Here is an 18,103-nt window from a genome sequence, read left to right as displayed (position 1 = left end):
GGATCGTAAGGGGGGAAATGAAACGCCAGGTGCCATCCAGACATAAAATGATAAAAACCCTTTCACTTCAATATGTTTACACCTGTTATCTAAGAAAGTTGAGATATCGCTCACAACTCCTGAGCCGCCTGAAACGGCGTTGCCTCTGTCGTGCCGTAATGCCGCTGCGCAAGAGTTTTAACCACCTCACACTTTTGGGGCAATAATTTCATTTCATATTGAAATTGGAATTTTTATTCCTCATACTCGTTGGCATGTTAGATCCGGATTCGATCGGGCTGGCGTGCCACCGATCTGCTGGAGAAGCGCAAACAGAGTCGGCTTTACCCGAAGCCACCGGCGGCGACTCAACCGCAAAATACGCCGATGACCAGGGTACATCACAGAAGGAAACAACAGGTATGAGTACACAACAGAAGCGGCTTGATGTGATTTGTATCGGGCGCATCGCCGTCGACCTTTATGGCCAGCAGATCGGTGCACGCCTTGAAGATGAAACCACCTTTGCCAAGTATCTGGGTGGCTCTTCCGGTAACGTGGCATACGGCACCGCGATCCAGGGGCTGAAATCCGCCATGCTGGCGCGCGTGGGTGATGAACATATGGGCCGCTTCCTGCGGGAAGAGCTTCAGCGCGTAGGTTGCGACACTCAGAGCCTGATCACCGATAAAAAACGTCTGACCGGCCTGGTTATCCTCGGTATTAAAGATCAGGAAACCTTCCCGCTGGTGTTCTACCGTGACAACTGCGCCGATATGGGCCTGGTGCCGGACGATATTCAGGAAGACTACATCGCCTCATCCCGTGCCGTTGCCGTGACCGGTACGCACCTCTCCCACCCGGATACCCGTGCCGCCGTGCTGAAAGCGCTGGAGATCGCCCGCCGCCACGGCCTGCGTACCGCGCTGGATATCGACTACCGTCCGGTGCTGTGGGGTCTGACCTCGCTGGGCGACGGCGAAACGCGTTTCGTGGAGTCCGAGCGCGTCACCCAGCAGCTGCAGGAAGTTCTGCACTATTTCGATCTGGTGGTGGGAACGGAAGAAGAGTTCCATATTGCCGGTGGCAGCACCGACAGCCTGACCGCGCTGAAAAACGTGCGTAAAGCGACGAAAGCGACGCTGGTCTGCAAACGTGGCCCGCTGGGCTGCGTGGTCTTTGAAGGCGATATCCCGGACAGCTGGGAAGAGACGAAGCTGCAAAGCGGCGTGCGCGTGGAAGTGCTGAACGTACTCGGCGCGGGCGATGCCTTTATGTCCGGCCTGCTGCGCGGCTGGCTGAACGATGAAAGCTGGGAACAGGCATGCCGTTACGCCAACGCCTGCGGTGCGCTGGTGGTTTCCCGCCACGGCTGTGCGCCAGCCATGCCAACCAAAGAAGAGCTGGATGACTTCCTCAGCCGTGATAAAGAGGTTAAACGCCCGGATCTCGACAAGCGCCTGAACCACCTGCACCGCGTTACCACGCGCAAGCAGCAGTGGACCGAGCTGAACATCTTCGCCTTCGACCACCGCAAACAGCTGGCCGATATGGCTGCCGAAGCGGGCTTTGACGATTCACGCATTCCCGAGCTGAAAACGCTGCTGCTGCAGGGTGCGCAGGAAGCGGCACGTGAGGCCGGTCTGGACGATGGCCGCTGCGGCATCCTTGCGGACACCACCTACGGCCAGCCCGCGCTGAACGCCATCACCGGGAAAGGCTGGTGGATTGGTCGCCCTATCGAGCTGCCAAGCTCCCGCCCGCTGCGCCTCGAGCACGGCAACATCGGCTCTCAGCTGGTGGACTGGCCGCAGGAGCACGTGGTCAAATGCCTGACCTTCTACCATCCGCACGACAGCGCGGAAATGCGTAAAGAGCAGGACGATCTGATCCTCGACGTGTGGAACGGCTGTAATAAATCCGGCCACGAGCTGCTGCTGGAAGTTATTCTGCCGGAGAGCAACCCGGATAAAGACGAGAAGTACTATCTGGAAATCCTGACCCACTTCTACAGCATGGGCATTCAGCCTGACTGGTGGAAACTCCCACCGCTGTCCCACGCTACCTGGGAAGCGATCAGCGCGCTGATCGAGAAGAACGATCCGCACTGCCGTGGGATCCTGCTGCTGGGCCTGGACGCGCCGGAAGCCGAGCTGAAAGCGGGCTTTGCCGCCGCGGCGAAAAGCCCGTGGGTCAAAGGCTTCGCGGTCGGCCGTACCATCTTCGGCCAGCCGTCACGCCAGTGGCTGCAGGGCGAGCTGGACGATGCCTCGCTGATTGCCAAAGTGAAAAGTAACTACCTGACGCTGATTGGCTACTGGCGCGAAGCGCGCCCGACTAAATAAGCAACAGTGAAACGCTAAAGCTGTTCCCGGGGGATGCTGAAACACATTCTGGTATCCTACGGGGGCAGTTTTTTCCCCCACCACCTCCCACTCTGTGCTGAAAAGCAGCCAGCGTCGGCCGACCATCATTACGCCCACCATGGAATTCAATCGTTAAAGTAGCCAGGAAGACAAAAGGTGGAATTTTCATCCACCAGTCAACTATAAACTTGAAATGATAAGTACAGCCGAACCGGTAAAGTTTCCGGCGGCAGGTTTATTACCGCTTCCGATCACGGCAAAGGTGACATTGTCGCTGCCCGCGCCATTCACTATCTTAGTCCTGAAGCTGTTATCCGGTTTTACGGCTCTATCGTTATATAGCATGACAACTCCAATGTCTGGATTTGAGGTTTTAATGGCTTCACCGAAAGGTGCGCTATCAGCGACAAGAGTAACATTAATATCCTGTGTCAGACCGGTATTGCATTTGTAATCAAGCTGACGTTTTTCCTGATAAGAGGATGAAAGGGCCGACGTCGTTAACGCAGAGCTTTGGATCAGTTTAAAGTTAACATCGATCGTTTTCCCGTTATTAATACGGCACTCTACAGGAACAGGGACTACGACTTGTTGAGTAATAAGACGATATACAGGAATTGTCGGCCGGTTGTTTCCCGGGATGACGTAACGATACAGCCTGAACAACTCGGTTCCGCCAGGAATAAAAAATGCACCGCCAATCAACGTTCGGCGGAGTTTGAAATCAATCGACCCGCGGTTGCCAACAGCAGCCAGCTGCAACGCGGTAACACCATTACCCGTAGGTCCCATGTTGGCCCCAAAATCCTTATCATAAAATGGTGGCAATATTACCCCGGCGCCTTGAAAAAAAACGGATATGCGGAAATCAACATCATCGGAAAGTTTATAGTATCCCGCTGTCTTTCCCGGTGTATTTATACTCAACGTCCCTGTAAACCAAGATGCACTATTAGCTCCTGATTCGCTATAACACCACCCCGGGTAGTATTCTGGCATTGTGACAAACGAGCTACTTGCTCTTTCACCCTCCTTATTAGAAGAAAATGAATCAAGAGTTAACACAACGGACAAATCATTCATTGGATCCGCCCAACATCCGCCATTCGGCATTCCCGCCGGGCGGGAGGGGACAGCGCACACCGTTGAACTGGCCAACATAAGAAGAGTAAATAACTTTCCCGAAAATCTGTTATTGCAAGACGATTTAATTATATTCATGATTGCCATAGTTTATTTATTAATTTAAGATAAAGGTTGTCAATAAAATATTTTTACAGTATCAGCCACGCGGAATCTTATTATTGATAACGTTACAATGTTCCGAACCACAATTAAAAGTAATTTCAGGGCGACCACCATAATCATTCAGGTAGGTAAATACCGGTGCCTTGCCGTAATCATTTATATTACCCGGCAACATTTCGCTGGCTCCGGGAGCCAGCATAAATGGCGTGAATTTCGCAATATGAGCACCATTCTGACTGACCTGAGCATCAACCAGCGTGATGTAATACTCACTGGGGTTGGTTATCTGCCAGTGAGTATCCCGCTTTGTTAACATCAGCTTAGAGTGCCAGGGGGAGGCAAGTTCGTGGTTTTTCAGTGCTACCGGCCTGTAAAAGACCTTGATGCGATTTTGCAGTGCGATTTGCAGGGTGTTTCCCTCTGAAATTTTGGGGGGGATTTCTCGCAAGTTTAGATAAAATAACGTTTCTCTGTCCTGCCGCAACAATTTTACTGCAGGCAATGCCTGAATTTTAACCTGCGAGCTTTCTCCAGGCTCGATACGTTGAATAGGAGGAAGTACCAGCAGTGGTCCCTGTTCACGATTACCCTTTTCATCTTCTATCCAACCCTGAGCAAGGTAAGGGGCGTGATTATTCTGATTAATGACTAACAGGCTGTATGATGATTTATCACCATTAAAAACGACGCGCGATTGTTGCAGAGAAATGGCCGCATTCGTCACAAGCGAAAATGTAAAAACAAAAAAAATTAAAATGCATCTTACTGTTAAAAACATAATATACTCATTTACATTTACTGATTAAATTAATTATAAGCAGTTTTCGATCGACGTATTGCTATCTGTTTATAAAAAACATGTCGACTATTTCAACACCTGTTCTATTGAATATTGACCAGTAGCGTAGCCGTAGCCTTAAATTCACCACCACCCATACTTTTTCCATTCTGAATTATCGGAGATGCAGTCAACAGCAAACTCTCTGCAGGTTGAGGTAAATCAAACCATGTATGCAATTTGACGGGACTTCCATTCTGATAAAATACAATACCTAAGTCATCCATATCGGTTTCAAGCACATTATCAGAAAAAGATGTTGTACCGACGATTTGCATTTTTAATGCATCATTATTCACGCCTGTACATTTTACATTAATGTTCAGCTTTTTTTGAATTTGTTTACCATCTGCATTTTTTTGTAAAATATTACCAAATGGTACTAAAACTTGTTCGTCATTGTTAATTTTACAAGGGTTCTGATCCACAACCTGACCACTAAATTGAACCATAGTCGCGCCTTTATCAATCGCATAGCAGTGCAGACAAGCACCAATTAGCAACACTGCTGCAGGGATCCTCCATATGAACATATACTCTCCATTTTTTGTGTTGATTATGATGACATGATTACCTGAACTATGTTGGGTTAACCTTATCTATTTAACCATTTTGCTTGCTCCTGATGAATCTCAACCGAAGTAGCAATTATAATATGCCGTTTTGTGTTATTTTTTTCAAAATAGAATGCTGATAATTAAATATTATCATTATAACTTTTCAGTATAAACAATTAGTTCACACCTCCTTGAATTTCGACAACCTGTTCTTTTAGTGTAGCACGCAAATAACTTCTAAAGATTAAATGGTTGTTAACATAAAAAATGTAGTCAAAAATATCGAAAAAATATCCGCTACTAATAAGATCAACCATTTACCATGTTTATCTTTCAAATGATGCTAAGGTTCATGCGCTGACGCCTCTGTAAAGCATGGTAACAAAACCAAACGATTCTCGCCCTGTTACTTCGACCTCTGCTGCTTAAAGTAACCATCAAGTCTCTATTTCCCCCTCAGGAAATAGAGATTTCATTTTATCAAAACGAAGATTGTGCAATCACGATTTTTCATTCTATTCTTAACGGGAAAAATAAATTATCACTCTAATTTTATAACTGCAAAACACTCAAGAGATTATATCTGTATGAAATTTTCTTTTAAAAAAATTCACACATCTTAGTACAATAATCAACATCACCGCCCCGGCTAAATACTTTAACTATTAATTTTGAGGGTCATAATTTGACATGCATGTTATAGCACTCATCGAGATCATATATTTTCAATCTGATAAATCGCTATTTTAGTGCGATCTCGTCTGCATATTCGGTGAAAAAAACCTGCAGAGCCCCTGGTTTAGATGAATGAAAGATTCGGTAACTTGTAGTGAACTGCATAGGTTTTACTATGGGGCTAATCAATACCAGTTTTGACCTCAATCACGCCTGAATCATTCGTTTTGCTATAAAAATGGCATAACTCATCCGCCCCCCCACAGAAGTGGGTTAAAAGTTGCAATTTTGTGAACCAATTCCCAACCCTGATGAAATAGACGCCGCTGCTTTCTTCATCAAGTGAAATTTTTTGTTCATCTGGTAGAATGGCGTTCAGAAGAACAACATTTGAAGATTAGCGAGCCGCTTAATGACCAACAATCCAACACAGCTTTCACTGCTACAGGACGACATCCGTCGCCGTTATGACACCTTAAGCAAACGCCTCAAGCAGGTGGCTCGCTATATTCTGGATAACAGTAACAGTATCGCCTTCGACACCGTCGCCTCCATTGCGCAGCAGGCAGACGTACCGCCGTCTACCTTAATTCGCTTCTCAAACGCGTTTGGCTTCAGCGGGTTTAACGAAATGAAGCAGGTGTTTCGTCAGCACCTGATGGAAGAAACGGTCAACTATACCGAACGTGCACGTTTGTTCCGCCAGACCGCCACCGATGAAACGCCAACCGCCCCGGAAAACCCGGCGGAAATCCTCAATGTGTTCACCATGGTGAATTCGCAGGCGCTGCAGCAGCTGGCGATGCAGATTAATCCTGAGCAGCTGGAAAAAGCGGTGAAAATGCTCGATGAGGCCGATAACATCTACGTGATTGGTCTGCGTCGCTCGTTCAGCGTGGCCTCCTACCTGACCTATGCCCTGCGCCATCTGGAGCGCCGCGCGTTTCTGATCGACGGCCTGGGCGGCATGTTCGCCGAACAGCTGAGCATGGTAAACCCGAAAGACGTGGTGATTGCCATCAGCTACTCGCCTTACGCGCGTGAAGCGGTCGAGCTGGTCGAGCTGGGCGCTAAACGCGGAGCCCATCAGATCGCCATTACCGACAGCCAGGTCAGCCCGCTGGCCGCCTTCAGCGACGTCTGCTTCGTGGTGCGTGAAGCGCAGGTTGACGGTTTCCGCTCGCAGGTAGCTTCCCTGTGCCTGGCACAGACCCTGGCGGTGTCGCTGGCGCTGAATAACGCCAACTAAGCGGCAAACAACCGGCGCTCGCTCCCTGCTGCGCCGGTTGCCCGTCAAATCCGCTGATTCTTCCCGGCAGGCAGGCAAACCAGCAGTTCCACCACCAGCAGCCCGGCCACCAGCAGCAGCGGCAGATCCCAGCTGCCGGAAAACGTCCACAGATAGCCCACCAGCAGCGGGCCCAGCCCGGCAATCAGATAGCCTGCGCTCTGCGCCATGGCCGACAGCCGTGCCGCGCTCTCCCCGCTGGCGCTGCGCACCACAAACAGATAGGTACCCAGCCCCGGCCCGGCCCCCTGCCCGAACCCCAGCAGCAGCACCCAGACAAGCGCCGTATTCGCCGGGGCATACAGGATCCCCAGCGTCCCGAACAGGCACAGCAGAATGGTGAGAACCATAAATCCGCGCTGATCGGCCGCCCGGGCGGCAAAAAACGGCACCAGAAAACCGCCGATCATCAGGCTGAACTGCGAGGCCGAAAACAGCAGCGCTGCCGCTTCAGGCGTGGAGCCGCGGCTGATAAATATCGTCGGCATCCAGGCCAGAAAGACGTAGAGATTCAGTACCTGCAGGCCGAAAAACAGCGTCACCGACCAGGCCACCGGCTGCCGATAGAGATTAACCCGTTCACCGGCCTGAGCGCCGGGGGCCAGGCCTGCGGCGGCGGCATAGCGCAGCTGCGGCAGCCAGATCAGCATTGCCAGCAGCGCCGGAAGCGCCCACAGCGCCAGCGACTGATAAGCCGCCGGTTCATTCGCCCCCAAAGCGAGGTAGAGAGGAAAAGCGCCGCTGGCGCCAATCACCGCCCCCACGCCCAGCATGAGGGCATAGATCCCCATTACCGACCCCATCTGCCGGGGCTGAAAACGCTTACGCGCCAGGGCGGGCATAATCACATTCATAATCGCAATGCCGATACTGCCTATCGCCGTTCCCACCAGCAGCATCATCTCCCCCATGCCCCGTACCGCACAGCCCAGGCAAAGCAGCGCCAGCGCAAGAAATAGCGCGCGCTCTTCACCAAACCGCTGGCGCAGCTTCACGCCGGTAATCGAGAAGACGCTGAGCAATACCAGCGGCAGCGTCGTCACCATCAGCGTGGAGCTGAAGCTGAGATGGAACTCCGCCAGCAGCGGGCCCACCGTGGTAAAAATCAGCCGCATATTCAGTGAAACCAGAATAAACCCCAGCCACAGCGGCCAGAGCTGCCCGGAACGGGCCTGCGTGGCGGCGGCCGTTCGGGTATTACTACCGGATACTTCGTTCATGTCTTACTCCGTAGGGTGATCGTTACCATCACCTCATCTGCGTTAGTCATCGGTTAATCGGGCCGCGCGAAGCCGTGGGTCACTATAAGTTTTTAATGAGATTGTGTATCATTCGCTTCTTAGGCATAACGGAGCTTTGTTTAGGCATTGCGGAGCCGACGTGATGTGAAAGGCAGGGGGCACAATGAATTCAGCGCAGCGTTTTAACTGGCAAAGGCAGCCGATGCCACAGGATTTCTGCGGGGGATTTGTCGATCGCCTGCAGCTGGATGACGGCCTGACGCTGGCATACTGCCATTATCATCCGCAGCGTGACTTACGTGAACACAGCATCATTGAGCGGGACGTTCGCAGCCTGACTATCGCCATCGCGCTTGAGGGCAACAGCGTGACCTGCGCCAGCGACGGCAGCCAGTACCCCCTGCGCGCCGGGCACAGTACGGTGGCGCTGTTTTCCCACGCCCGGGGCGAACGTTTTTTACCCGCGGGGCAGCAGGTACGCCAGCTGCGGCTGATCGTTGATGAACCCCTGATGGAGCAGTACGCGCTGACCGGGCTTCTCGACGATCGTAAGGATGACCACCGGGTACATTCTCTCTTCTCCGGGCAGCACACCCCGGGGATCCAACGGCTGGCGGAGCGGCTGGCTTCGCTACACGGTCAAACGGCCAGCGCCCTTGAACTCCAGATCGCCACGCTGACGCTGCTGGCTGAACAGGCCAGGCTGCTCTCATCGCAGCGCAGCACTCCACGGGCGCTGAGCGGAACGGCTCAGGATAAGCTGCTTAAAGCGCGGGAATTAATCCAGCAGCACTACGACCAACCGCTGACCGCAGGCTGGCTCTGCATGCAGGTAGGGACCAATGAATTTGCGCTAAAGCAGGGGTTTCGCGCGCTGTTTAATACCACACCGTACCGCATGCTGACGGCGATCCGCATGGATCATGCATGGGAATTGCTGGAAAGCGGCCTGCACGTGTCCACCGTGGCGTGGAAGGTGGGTTATCAGCACCTGTCCAGCTTCAGCGCGGCCTTTCAGCGCTTTTATGGCCGCCCTCCGTCCTCGGTCAGCGGCAAACGCCAGCCATAAAAAAAACGGGCAGCCCGTAGGTGGCCGCCCGTTTATTAGCTTGTTTTCAACATCAACCTTTTCCTTCCGGCTTCAGGCTGCCTGACGGCGACTGGAGCCTTCCGGGTTACATCACTACAACTAAACCAACTTACTTCTTGCGCGGATACTCATCGCTGTTCACCCAGGCGTGATCTTTCTCCCAGGTAAATTTCCATAAACGTACTGGCCCGGCCATAACGTTCAAATAGTAATTATCGTAACCGGCGATGGTCGCTACCGGATGGTAGCCACGCGGCACGGTAACGACATCGCGGTTATACACCGCCATGCACTCATCCAGCGAGCGATCGTCGGTATAGACGCGCTGCAGGGCGAAGCCACGCTCAGGGTCGAAACGGTGATAGTACGTCTCTTCCAGATAGGTTTCGTCTTCTGAATCTTCCTGGTCGTGCTTGTGGCTCGGGTAGGAGCTGGTATCACCTTCGTTGGTGTACACTTCCACCACCAGCAGGCTGTCGGCAGGCTTGTTGTCCGGCAGAATATTGTGCACCAGACGCTTGTTGTGGCCCTTACCGCGCTGCTCCACGCCGACATCTTCAGGCGCGATCAGTCGTGCCGGCAGATTGCCCTGGCTCGGCGAATTACACACCGCCAGCTCCAGATCGGATTCTGCCACCACTTCAATTTGTTCGTTGTGCGGCACGTAAACGGAATACGGCGGCGTGCGCTCAAACGGCGACATACGCTTACCGATATTCGGGAACTCGGCCTGACGGGTTTTCACCGAGGCCAGGCCCGCAACCAGCACCAGACACAGCTCTTTATCGCCGCTTTCAAGCGTGAGGGTCTGCCCTTTCTTCAGCAGATAGGCATCGAAGCCAACATAACGCCAGCCGGCACTTTCCGGGGTGACGTTCTGAATACGGCCCTGTGCATCGGGCTGTTTTGCTTTATTTAATAATGACATGCTGCTTTTTCCTTTGCCCGCGCCGCCGCAGACATCACGGCGGCGCGGATTGTTGGTGAAAAGGATTAGCCCAGCGTTGGCATGCTGAACTCAGACACGGTTTTCTGACCGCTCGGCCAGCGAACGGTGGCCGTCTTCATGCGGGTGTAGAAACGCACGCCGTCCGGCCCGTGCACGTTCAGTGCGCCAAAGACGGAACGCTTCCAGCCGCCGAAGCTGTGGAAGGCCATCGGAACCGGAACCGGTACGTTAACGCCAACCATGCCCGCCTGCACTTCACGCACGAAGTCACGACCGGTGTGGCCATTGCTGGTGAAGATAGCGCTGCCGTTACCGAATTCGTGGCTGTTAACCAGATCCAGCGCGGTTTTGTAGTCAGGCGCACGCACGATGCTCAGCACCGGTCCGAAGATCTCTTCGCGCCAGATCACCATGTCGGTGGTGACGTTATCGAACAGGGTGCCGCCAACGTAGTAGCCTTCCGGGTTGCCTTCAACCTGAATACCGCGACCGTCAACCACCAGTTTCGCGCCTTCCGCTTCACCTTTGTCGATGTAGCCCAGCACTTTCTTCTGGTGCGCGGCGGAAACCACCGGCCCCATTTCGTTTTCGTCTTTGCCTTTGTGAATGCCAGGACCCACGCGCAGGGCTTTCACCAGCGGGGTCAGTGCGGCAATCAGTTTGTCAGCGGTGTCGTCGCCCACGGCAACCACCACTGGCAGCGCCATGCAACGCTCGCCGGCAGAACCAAACGCGCCGCCCATGATGGCGTTCACGGTGGCATCCAGATCGGCATCCGGCATCACGATAGCGTGGTTTTTCGCCGCGCCGAACGCCTGCACGCGCTTACCGTGTGCGCTGGCGGTAGTGTAGATGTGCTCGGCAACGCCGGAAGAACCGACGAAGCTGACCGCCTGAACGCGCGGATCTTTATACAGCTGCTCGGCATTTTCGTTAGAGCTGTGGATAACGTTGAACACGCCGTCCGGCAGGCCCGCTTCGGTCAGCAGCTCAGCCATACGGACAGAGGCTGACGGGTCCAGAGCCGGTGGCTTCAGAACGAAGGTGTTACCGCAGGCCAGCGCGATAGGGAACATCCACAGTGGCACCATCGCCGGGAAGTTGAACGGGGTGATACCCGCCACCACGCCCAGCGGCTGCATCAGCGAGTAGCTGTCAACGCCGGTTCCGACGTCCGCGGAGTTCTCGCCTTTAATCAGGTGTGGAATACCGCAGGCGAATTCAACCACTTCCAGGCCACGGGTCAGTTCACCCAGCGCATCTGACCAGACTTTACCGTGCTCGCTCACAATCAGCTCGGCCAGCTCGTCGCGATGCTGTTCCATCAGGGCCTTAAAGTTGAACAGGATACGGGCGCGGCGCAGTGGAGAAGTGCGTGACCAGCTATCGAACGCGTTGTGGGCTACTTCAATGGCGTGTGCCACTTCGTCGCTGGTGCTCTGCGTCAGTTCACGGATGACTTTGCCGGTCGCCGGATCGTAAACCGGGATGGTTTCGCTGCTGGCGCTCAGAGAAGTTTTACCGCCAATAAAGTTTCCTACGATAGTCATGTTCTGGCCTCTTTGATGTGATAGTTCCCATGCAGGCAGTCTGAATCACAACGCTACCTGGCCGGGCAAAACTCTAATGCGTGGGATGACAGTATAATATTGGAATAAATTTTTCAAATAATTCACTTTAGAAAATTCAGTTTTAGCGGCATGGATCGCATTTTTCACGGTCAGGCTATGTCGGGTAAATAGTCCCACACGCTGGCACCGCCAGAAAGCCCTCAGCGCAGGCCCCATGCGGAACAGTGGTTTTACCACGTGACGATAACGCCCCCGGAATTCTTCGCGCTTTCGCATGGGATTTCTCTGTGTTTTTGCTGGTGTTTTTTTCCGCGCGGTGAAATTTTGAGAGGCGGATCTAAAAATTTAAATTTCATTATTCACTAACTATGAAATAAATGTTTTCTTATGCGTACTTTTACTGCACCATGCGGATCGGGTATGTCCGGCCCTGTGGTGGAGTTTTTTTTATTACCCTACTGAAACAGGAGCCATCACATGGCTATCGATCCAACCCGCATCTGCATTAACCGTAAAATCGCCCCGGCGCTCAGCATTGAAGCCTTTTTCCAGCTGGTACAAAAGCTGGGTCTGAACAAGGTTGAGCTGCGTAATGATATGAAGGGCGGCAGCGTGACTGACAATCTCAGTCACCGGCAGGTGAAAGACCTGGCGGAAAAATACGGCATGGAAATTGTGACGATTAACGCCGTCTATCCGTTCAATCAGATTAGCGACGATCTGCTGGCGCGCGCGGAAGGCCTGCTGAAGGATGCGCAGGGGATTGGGGCGAAAGCGCTGGTGATGTGCCCGCTGAACGACGGCACCCCGGTTTCTGCCGAAGAGACCGTCAACGCGCTGCGCACGCTGGCACCGCTGTTTGAGCGCTACGGCATTAAAGGACTGGTCGAGCCGCTGGGCTTCCCGGTCAGCTCACTGCGCTCCGCAGGCCAGGCGCTGGCGCTGATCGACCAGGCGGACGTGCCGTTTACGCTGGTGCTGGATACCTTCCACCACCATCTGTATGAAGGCGCAGAGCAGGATTTCGCCGCCGGGCTGGATGTGAATCGCATCGGGCTGGTTCACCTGTCCGGCGTGGAAGACGATCGTGAAGTCAGCAGGCTGACCGACGAAGAACGCATCATGCTGAGCGAAGGCGACCGCCTGAAGAGCGTATCGCAGGTTCAGCGCCTGGAGAAGCTGGGCTACAAAGGCATCTACGCCTTCGAGCCGTTTGCTTCCAGCATGGACAGCTGGACGGCGGCAGACATCGAACGCGAAATCCGTCAGAGCATCGCGCTGCTGCAGGGCTAAACATCCCGTGGCCGGGTCATTGCCCGGCTGTAACGGAAAATCCGGCCACCGGGGCCGGATTTCACGTCTTATCTGTGTCACTTCGCGGCCTTCCAGGGCCGCATTTTTTTTATGCACTCGTCACCCGTTTCAGCCTGAGGGTCGCCAGTATCGCCAGGCACACCAGCACGCTGCTGAGCAGATAAATCACCGGGACACCGGCATAGCTCATAATGAATCCGGCCAGCGGCCCGGTGATTCCCAGCGCCAGGTCCATAAAGGCCGTATAGGTCGCCAGCGCACTGCCCTGATTCTGCGGCGGCACCACCTTCACCGCCACCACCCCAATCGCCGGGAACACCAGCGAGAATCCGGCCCCAGTCAGCAACGCACCCACTTTCGCCATCCAGGGTTCCCACGACCCCCAGACCATCAGCAGCCCGATCGCTTCAACGGCAAAACAAACCAGCGCCACGTTCAGCCCGCCGAAGCGGTTGATGGCGTTGGGGAACAGCATGCGCGTGCCGACAAACGCCACGCTGAACAGCGTCAGGGCAAAGGCCGCGCCCTGCCAGCCTTTATCCTGATAAAACAGGGTGATGAAGGTGGCGATGACGCCGAAGCCGACCGACCCCATCGCCAGGATCAGGCCATAGCCCCAGATACGCCCCAGCACCGCGCGGAACGGCAGCGGTTTTCCCTTGCTGGTTTTCACCGTGGGCCGGGGGAGCGCCAGCACGATGGCCACCAGCGCAATCGCAATCACAATCGCCGCCAGCAGCAGCAATCCGCCCCACAGATAGATCGCCACGCCCAGCGGCGCACCAATCGCCATCGCCCCGTAGGTGAAAATCCCGTTCCACGAGATCACCCGGCCGATATGCAGCGAGCCGACCACGCCCACGCCCCACAGCGTGGCCCCCGTTCCGGCAAAGCTCTGCCCCACGCCCAGCACCATGCGTCCAAGGCACAGCAGCAGCAGGCTGAGCAGCGGGATCGCACTGGACAGCGCCGCGAGCGCATAGCAGATACCGCAGATCAGCGCGCCGAACAGGCCGAAAATGACCACTTTTTTCGGCCCCCAGAGATCGGCGAAACGCCCGGCATGAGGGCGGCTGAGCAGCGTGGCAAAGTACTGCAGGCTGATCACCAGCCCCGCCCAGAAGGCGCTGTACCCCATCACGTCATGGACGTAGCCGGGCAGCACCGCCAGCGGCAGCCCGATGGTCAGGTAGCTGGCAAAGTTGAAGATAACGACGGAGATAATGCGCAGATTTAAGCGCAGGCCGGATTGCGCGGCGTCCCCTGCTGACGGGTCTGACATGGAAATTACGGCTCGCAAAGCAGAAAAGTCGAAGCCCAACTATACCTGAACCGTTAGCGTCCTACGGATTTTTATTCGCCGCAGCGGGGGCGAAAACCGCCATATTTTCGTCACAAAGCCTCTTTATACTCCGCCCCACAGAGTCCCAAAGAGGATAACAATATGGTCTTTACTCCCCTGAACTTCCTTCAGGTGAGCACACGCTACCGGCCCTGGCCGGCAGCTGGTCAGGCACGCCCGCGTCATCACGGAGTGTCGCTATGACCCGCTCTCCTGTCGCCGTCACGCTGAAAGGTATTGGTTATGCCTTTGGCGAACACCGCGTACTCAATCACATCGATCTGGATATCGAAGCCGGCTCTATCGTTGCGCTGCTTGGCCCTTCCGGCTGCGGCAAAAGCACGCTGCTGAAAATCCTTGCCGGCCTGCTGGAGCCGCAGCAGGGCACGCTGCAGTTTGGCGAACGGCTGATTGCCGACTCGGCAAAAAGCACGCCGCCCGAACAGCGCGATATCGGCATGGTTTTCCAGGATTACGCCCTGTGGCCGCATATGACGGTCGCGCAGAACGTGGCGTTTCCTCTGCTGATGCGGCGGGTATCCGCCCATGAACGCCAGCAGCGGGTAATGCGGGCGTTAGATCGCGTAGGCCTGGCGGCGTTTGCCGCACGCAAACCGTCCGATCTGTCGGGCGGCCAGCAGCAGCGCGTAGCGCTGGCCCGCGCCATCATCGCTGAACCGAAAATCCTGCTGTTCGATGAACCGCTATCCAATCTGGATACCGATCTGCGTGAGTCGCTGTGCCTGGAGATGGCCACGCTGCTGCGCCAGCTCGGCACCACCGCGGTGTACGTCACCCACGACCGGCGCGAGGCGGAGATCCTGGCGGATCGCATCGTCTGGCTGGCCGCGGGATCCGTTTCTGCCATTCAAACCGTTACTTCACTCTCTGGGGAACCCGCATGACATTGTTTAAACCGATGAAGACAGGAGCTATTTTCGCCATGTTGTTGACTTCTGGCATGATGATCGCCGACGCGCAGGCACTGACCGTTTATACCGCCGGGCCGGGTTCGCTGGCCAAGGGACTCGCTGCGGGTTTTGAAAAGCAGACCGGCGTAAAGGTGAATATTTTCCAGGCCACCACCGGCAAAGTGATGGCAAGACTGGAAGCCGAACAGGCTAACCCGCAGGCAGACGTGCTGATCTCCGCCTCCTGGGATACCGCCGAAGAACTTCAGCAGCGCGGCTGGCTGCTGCCGTATCAAAGCCCGAACGCGGAAAAAGTCCCGGCGCAGTTTAAAACCGCCGACTACGTGGCGCAGGGGATCTCCGCGCTGGGGATCGTCTGGAACACCAAAAGCGGCACCCCGGAGCCAAAAGAGTGGCAGGACCTGACCGCAGAAGCCTTTAAGGGTAAGGTAACCACGCCCGACCCGTCCCTCTCCGGTGCCTCCCTCGACCTGCTGATTGGCCTGCAGAACAGCATGGGCGATCGCGCCTGGCAGCTGTTCAGCAAGCTGAAAGATAACGGCATGGTGATTGCCGGTCCTAACGCCCAGGCGCTGACGCCGGTGCTGCAGGGCGCGAAAGCCGCCGTGTTTGGCGCCGTGGACTACGTTTCCTACGGCAGCATTCAGGACGGCGAAGCGATCAAAGTGATCTTCCCGGCCAGCGGGACAGTGGTCGCTCCACGCCCGATGATGATCCTGAAAAGCAGCCAGCATGCGGCCGATGCCAAAGCCTTTGTTGACTACGTGCTGTCGGCAGAAGGCCAGCAGAAAGTGGCCGATGCCTGGCTGATGCCTGCGCGCTCCGACGTGGGTGCCAAACGCCCGCTGCTGAGCGATCTGAAAATCCTTCCGGCGCAGGCCAGCGGCAGTGCCGATCGCGGCAGCGTGTTGAAGCGTTTCGCCGATCTGTTTAAACAACCTTAATCCCTCCCCGGTGGCGCCCTTCGCGGCGCCATCCTTCAGGATCGCCCATGAACTCTCGTCTGATGCCGCTGCTTACGGTGGCGCTGCTGGTGGTGCTGGTTGCACTGCCGCTGCTGTTTATTCTGTTACAGGCGCTGTTTCCGCATCTGGCCCAGGGCTCACTGGCCGGCGCATTCAGCCCCATTCCGGCACTGCTGCGCGACCCGCAGCTGCCCGCCCTGCTCAGCGGTACGCTAAAAATTGGCCTGACGGTCGCGCTGCTCAGCGCTCTGGTCGGCATTCCCCTCGGCACCCTGCGCGGGATGTTTAATCTGCCGCTGGCGCGCCTGTGGGATCTGGTGATGCTGATCCCGTTCCTGACGCCGCCTTATATTGCGGCCCTCAGCTGGATGCTGGCGCTACAGCATAATGGCTATCTGTATCAGCTGATCGGCTTCGATCTTAACGATCTGCTGTTCAGCCAGAACGGCATTGCGCTGGTGATGACCCTGAATATCTTCCCGGTGGTCTATTTTGCCGTGTCGCGCAGCCTGCTGGCCAGCGGCCAGCACCTGGCGATAGTGGCCCGCGTCCATGGGGCCAGCGCGCTGCGGGCATTCTGGCACGTCACTCTGCCGATGATGCTGCCCGCACTGGCGGCCGGGGTGCTGCTTTCATTTACTCTGGCTATCGAGGAGTACGGCGTTCCGGCGGCGCTGGGTTCCCGCGCTGGCGTGGTGATGCTGACGGTCGGCATTGAAGAACGGCTGGCCGACTGGCCGATCGACCTGCCCGGATCCTCGCTGCTGTCGATGCTGCTGGTAGTGGTGGCGCTGGCCGCCTGGACGCTGCAGCGAAAGCTGGTAGGTAATAAAGAAGTCACCAGCATTACCGGCAAACCGGCGTTGAATAAAGGCGCGCAGTTAGGCTGCTGGCGCTGGCCCGCGCTGCTGCTGTTCAGCCTGGTGGCCTTTGTGGTGGTGGTGATGCCGATGTCATCCATGCTGCTCAGCGCCCTGCTTTCCACGCTTTCGGGCGGCATCCGGCTGGAAAACTTCACCCTGCGCCACTTCAGCGCGCTGTTTGCCCAGCACGGCGACGCGCTGGATGCGCTCTCCACCAGCCTGGGGCTGGCCTTTGCCGCCGCGCTGATTACCGGGGTGCTGGGTTTTCTCGCCGCCTGGCTGGTGGTGGTGCGCAAAATTCGCGGTGCGGCCTGGATTGACGGACTGTCGCTGCTGCCCGCCGTGCTGCCCGGCGTGGTGGTCGGCGTCGGGCTGATCCTGCTGTGGAATCAGCCGTTCTGGCCGGTAACGCCGTATAACAGCTGGCCGATCCTGCTGCTCTCCTACTGCTGCCTGCTGCTGCCGTGGCCGGTGCGCTACGTGGGCAGCGCGCTGAAGCAGCTGGGCGGAAATCTGGAACCGGCCGCACGGGTACACGGCGCCAGCCAGTTCCAGGCGCTGCGCTACATCGTGCTGCCGCTGGTCTTCCCCAGCCTGCTGGCGGCGATGCTGATGGTTTTTGCCATCGGCTCACGCGAGCTGGTGACCTCCCTGCTGCTGGCCCCGGCGGGCATGCAGACGGTGTCGGTCTTTATCTGGCGGCAGTTTGAACAGGGCTCCGTCGGCCAGGGCATGGCGATGGCGACCATTGCGATTACCACCGGGCTGGTACTGATGCTCACCGCGCTGGCGCTGATGCAGCGCCGGGAACGCAGTTAGCGACCCGATCATTCCTAAAAGCCGTGGACTTATCGCCGCAGCCGCTACACTTGCTCCAGAGCGGTT

Annotated in this window: 14 protein-coding genes; 7 read left to right on the top strand and 7 right to left on the bottom strand. The window is 55.8% G+C overall.

Features of this window, described 5'->3' with window-relative positions:
* The first annotated feature begins 401 nt into the window (after positions 1-401).
* Positions 402-2,324 carry a bifunctional 5-dehydro-2-deoxygluconokinase/5-dehydro-2-deoxyphosphogluconate aldolase gene (locus tag PGH32_RS20675; RefSeq protein ID WP_314425083.1) on the top strand — a complete coding sequence of 641 codons (1,923 nt, stop codon included), beginning with the start codon at positions 402-404 and terminating at the stop codon, positions 2,322-2,324.
* A gap of 201 nt (positions 2,325-2,525) precedes the next feature.
* Here PGH32_RS20675 and PGH32_RS20670 read toward each other — a convergent pair whose 3' ends face one another.
* From PGH32_RS20670 to PGH32_RS20660, 3 genes are all read right to left on the bottom strand, one after another.
* Positions 2,526-3,428: a fimbrial protein gene (locus PGH32_RS20670; protein ID WP_337894984.1), complete on the bottom strand. Its 903-nt coding sequence runs from the start codon at positions 3,426-3,428 to the stop codon at positions 2,526-2,528.
* A gap of 199 nt (positions 3,429-3,627) precedes the next feature.
* Positions 3,628-4,371 (bottom strand): fimbria/pilus periplasmic chaperone, encoded by a 744-nt coding sequence (locus PGH32_RS20665; RefSeq protein WP_337894983.1) that lies wholly within the window; start codon positions 4,369-4,371, stop codon positions 3,628-3,630.
* A gap of 104 nt (positions 4,372-4,475) precedes the next feature.
* Positions 4,476-4,937, bottom strand: a complete 462-nt coding sequence (locus PGH32_RS20660; protein WP_337894982.1) for a fimbrial protein — start codon at positions 4,935-4,937, stop codon at positions 4,476-4,478.
* A 1,138-nt stretch (positions 4,938-6,075) separates the two neighbouring features.
* Between PGH32_RS20660 and PGH32_RS20655 the strand changes: the two genes are divergently transcribed.
* Positions 6,076-6,912 carry a MurR/RpiR family transcriptional regulator gene (locus PGH32_RS20655; protein ID WP_105594105.1) on the top strand — a complete coding sequence of 279 codons (837 nt, stop codon included), beginning with the start codon at positions 6,076-6,078 and terminating at the stop codon, positions 6,910-6,912.
* A gap of 44 nt (positions 6,913-6,956) precedes the next feature.
* Here the strand turns inward: PGH32_RS20655 and PGH32_RS20650 are convergent, their stop codons facing one another.
* Positions 6,957-8,171 carry an MFS transporter gene (locus tag PGH32_RS20650; protein WP_337894981.1) on the bottom strand — a complete coding sequence of 405 codons (1,215 nt, stop codon included), beginning with the start codon at positions 8,169-8,171 and terminating at the stop codon, positions 6,957-6,959.
* 184 nt (positions 8,172-8,355) lie between these two features.
* Here PGH32_RS20650 and PGH32_RS20645 point away from each other — a divergent pair, with 184 nt between their 5' ends.
* Positions 8,356-9,261 (top strand): helix-turn-helix transcriptional regulator, encoded by a 906-nt coding sequence (locus PGH32_RS20645; protein ID WP_337894980.1) that lies wholly within the window; start codon positions 8,356-8,358, stop codon positions 9,259-9,261.
* A 130-nt stretch (positions 9,262-9,391) separates the two neighbouring features.
* Here PGH32_RS20645 and iolB read toward each other — a convergent pair whose 3' ends face one another.
* Together iolB and PGH32_RS20635 are read right to left on the bottom strand one after the other, a co-directional pair.
* Complete coding sequence (iolB, locus tag PGH32_RS20640) at positions 9,392-10,210, bottom strand: 5-deoxy-glucuronate isomerase (RefSeq protein WP_200560945.1); 819 nt, start codon at positions 10,208-10,210, stop codon at positions 9,392-9,394.
* Positions 10,211-10,275: 65 nt separating this feature from the next.
* Positions 10,276-11,781, bottom strand: a complete 1,506-nt coding sequence (locus PGH32_RS20635; protein ID WP_314425069.1) for a CoA-acylating methylmalonate-semialdehyde dehydrogenase — start codon at positions 11,779-11,781, stop codon at positions 10,276-10,278.
* Positions 11,782-12,279: 498 nt separating this feature from the next.
* On the opposite strand from PGH32_RS20635, the gene PGH32_RS20630 reads away from it, so the two are divergent.
* Positions 12,280-13,095, top strand: coding sequence for a TIM barrel protein (locus PGH32_RS20630; protein WP_337894979.1), 816 nt, complete (start codon positions 12,280-12,282; stop codon positions 13,093-13,095).
* 109 nt (positions 13,096-13,204) lie between these two features.
* On the opposite strand, the gene PGH32_RS20625 is transcribed toward PGH32_RS20630, so the two are convergent.
* Complete coding sequence (locus tag PGH32_RS20625; RefSeq protein WP_314425065.1) at positions 13,205-14,398, bottom strand: MFS transporter; 1,194 nt, start codon at positions 14,396-14,398, stop codon at positions 13,205-13,207.
* 260 nt (positions 14,399-14,658) lie between these two features.
* Between PGH32_RS20625 and PGH32_RS20620 the strand changes: the two genes are divergently transcribed.
* From PGH32_RS20620 to PGH32_RS20610, 3 genes are read left to right on the top strand one after another with little or no spacing between them, the layout of a single operon-like run.
* Positions 14,659-15,363 (top strand): ABC transporter ATP-binding protein, encoded by a 705-nt coding sequence (locus PGH32_RS20620; RefSeq protein ID WP_314425063.1) that lies wholly within the window; start codon positions 14,659-14,661, stop codon positions 15,361-15,363.
* The gene (locus tag PGH32_RS20615; protein ID WP_443112814.1) at positions 15,360-16,334 is read left to right on the top strand and encodes an ABC transporter substrate-binding protein; all 975 of its coding nucleotides are present in this window, start codon (positions 15,360-15,362) and stop codon (positions 16,332-16,334) included. Before PGH32_RS20620 ends, PGH32_RS20615 begins: the two co-directional genes overlap by 4 nt.
* Positions 16,335-16,381: 47 nt before the next feature.
* Positions 16,382-18,037, top strand: a complete 1,656-nt coding sequence (locus tag PGH32_RS20610; RefSeq protein ID WP_337894978.1) for an ABC transporter permease — start codon at positions 16,382-16,384, stop codon at positions 18,035-18,037.
* Positions 18,038-18,103 lie beyond the last annotated feature (66 nt).

Origin of the sequence: Erwinia sp. SLM-02 (assembly GCF_037450285.1) — a bacterium.
In the GTDB taxonomy this organism is placed as follows: domain Bacteria; phylum Pseudomonadota; class Gammaproteobacteria; order Enterobacterales; family Enterobacteriaceae; genus Erwinia.
Note: the sequence above shows the minus strand (reverse complement) of the source record. Positions and strands in the feature narration are given on the sequence as shown.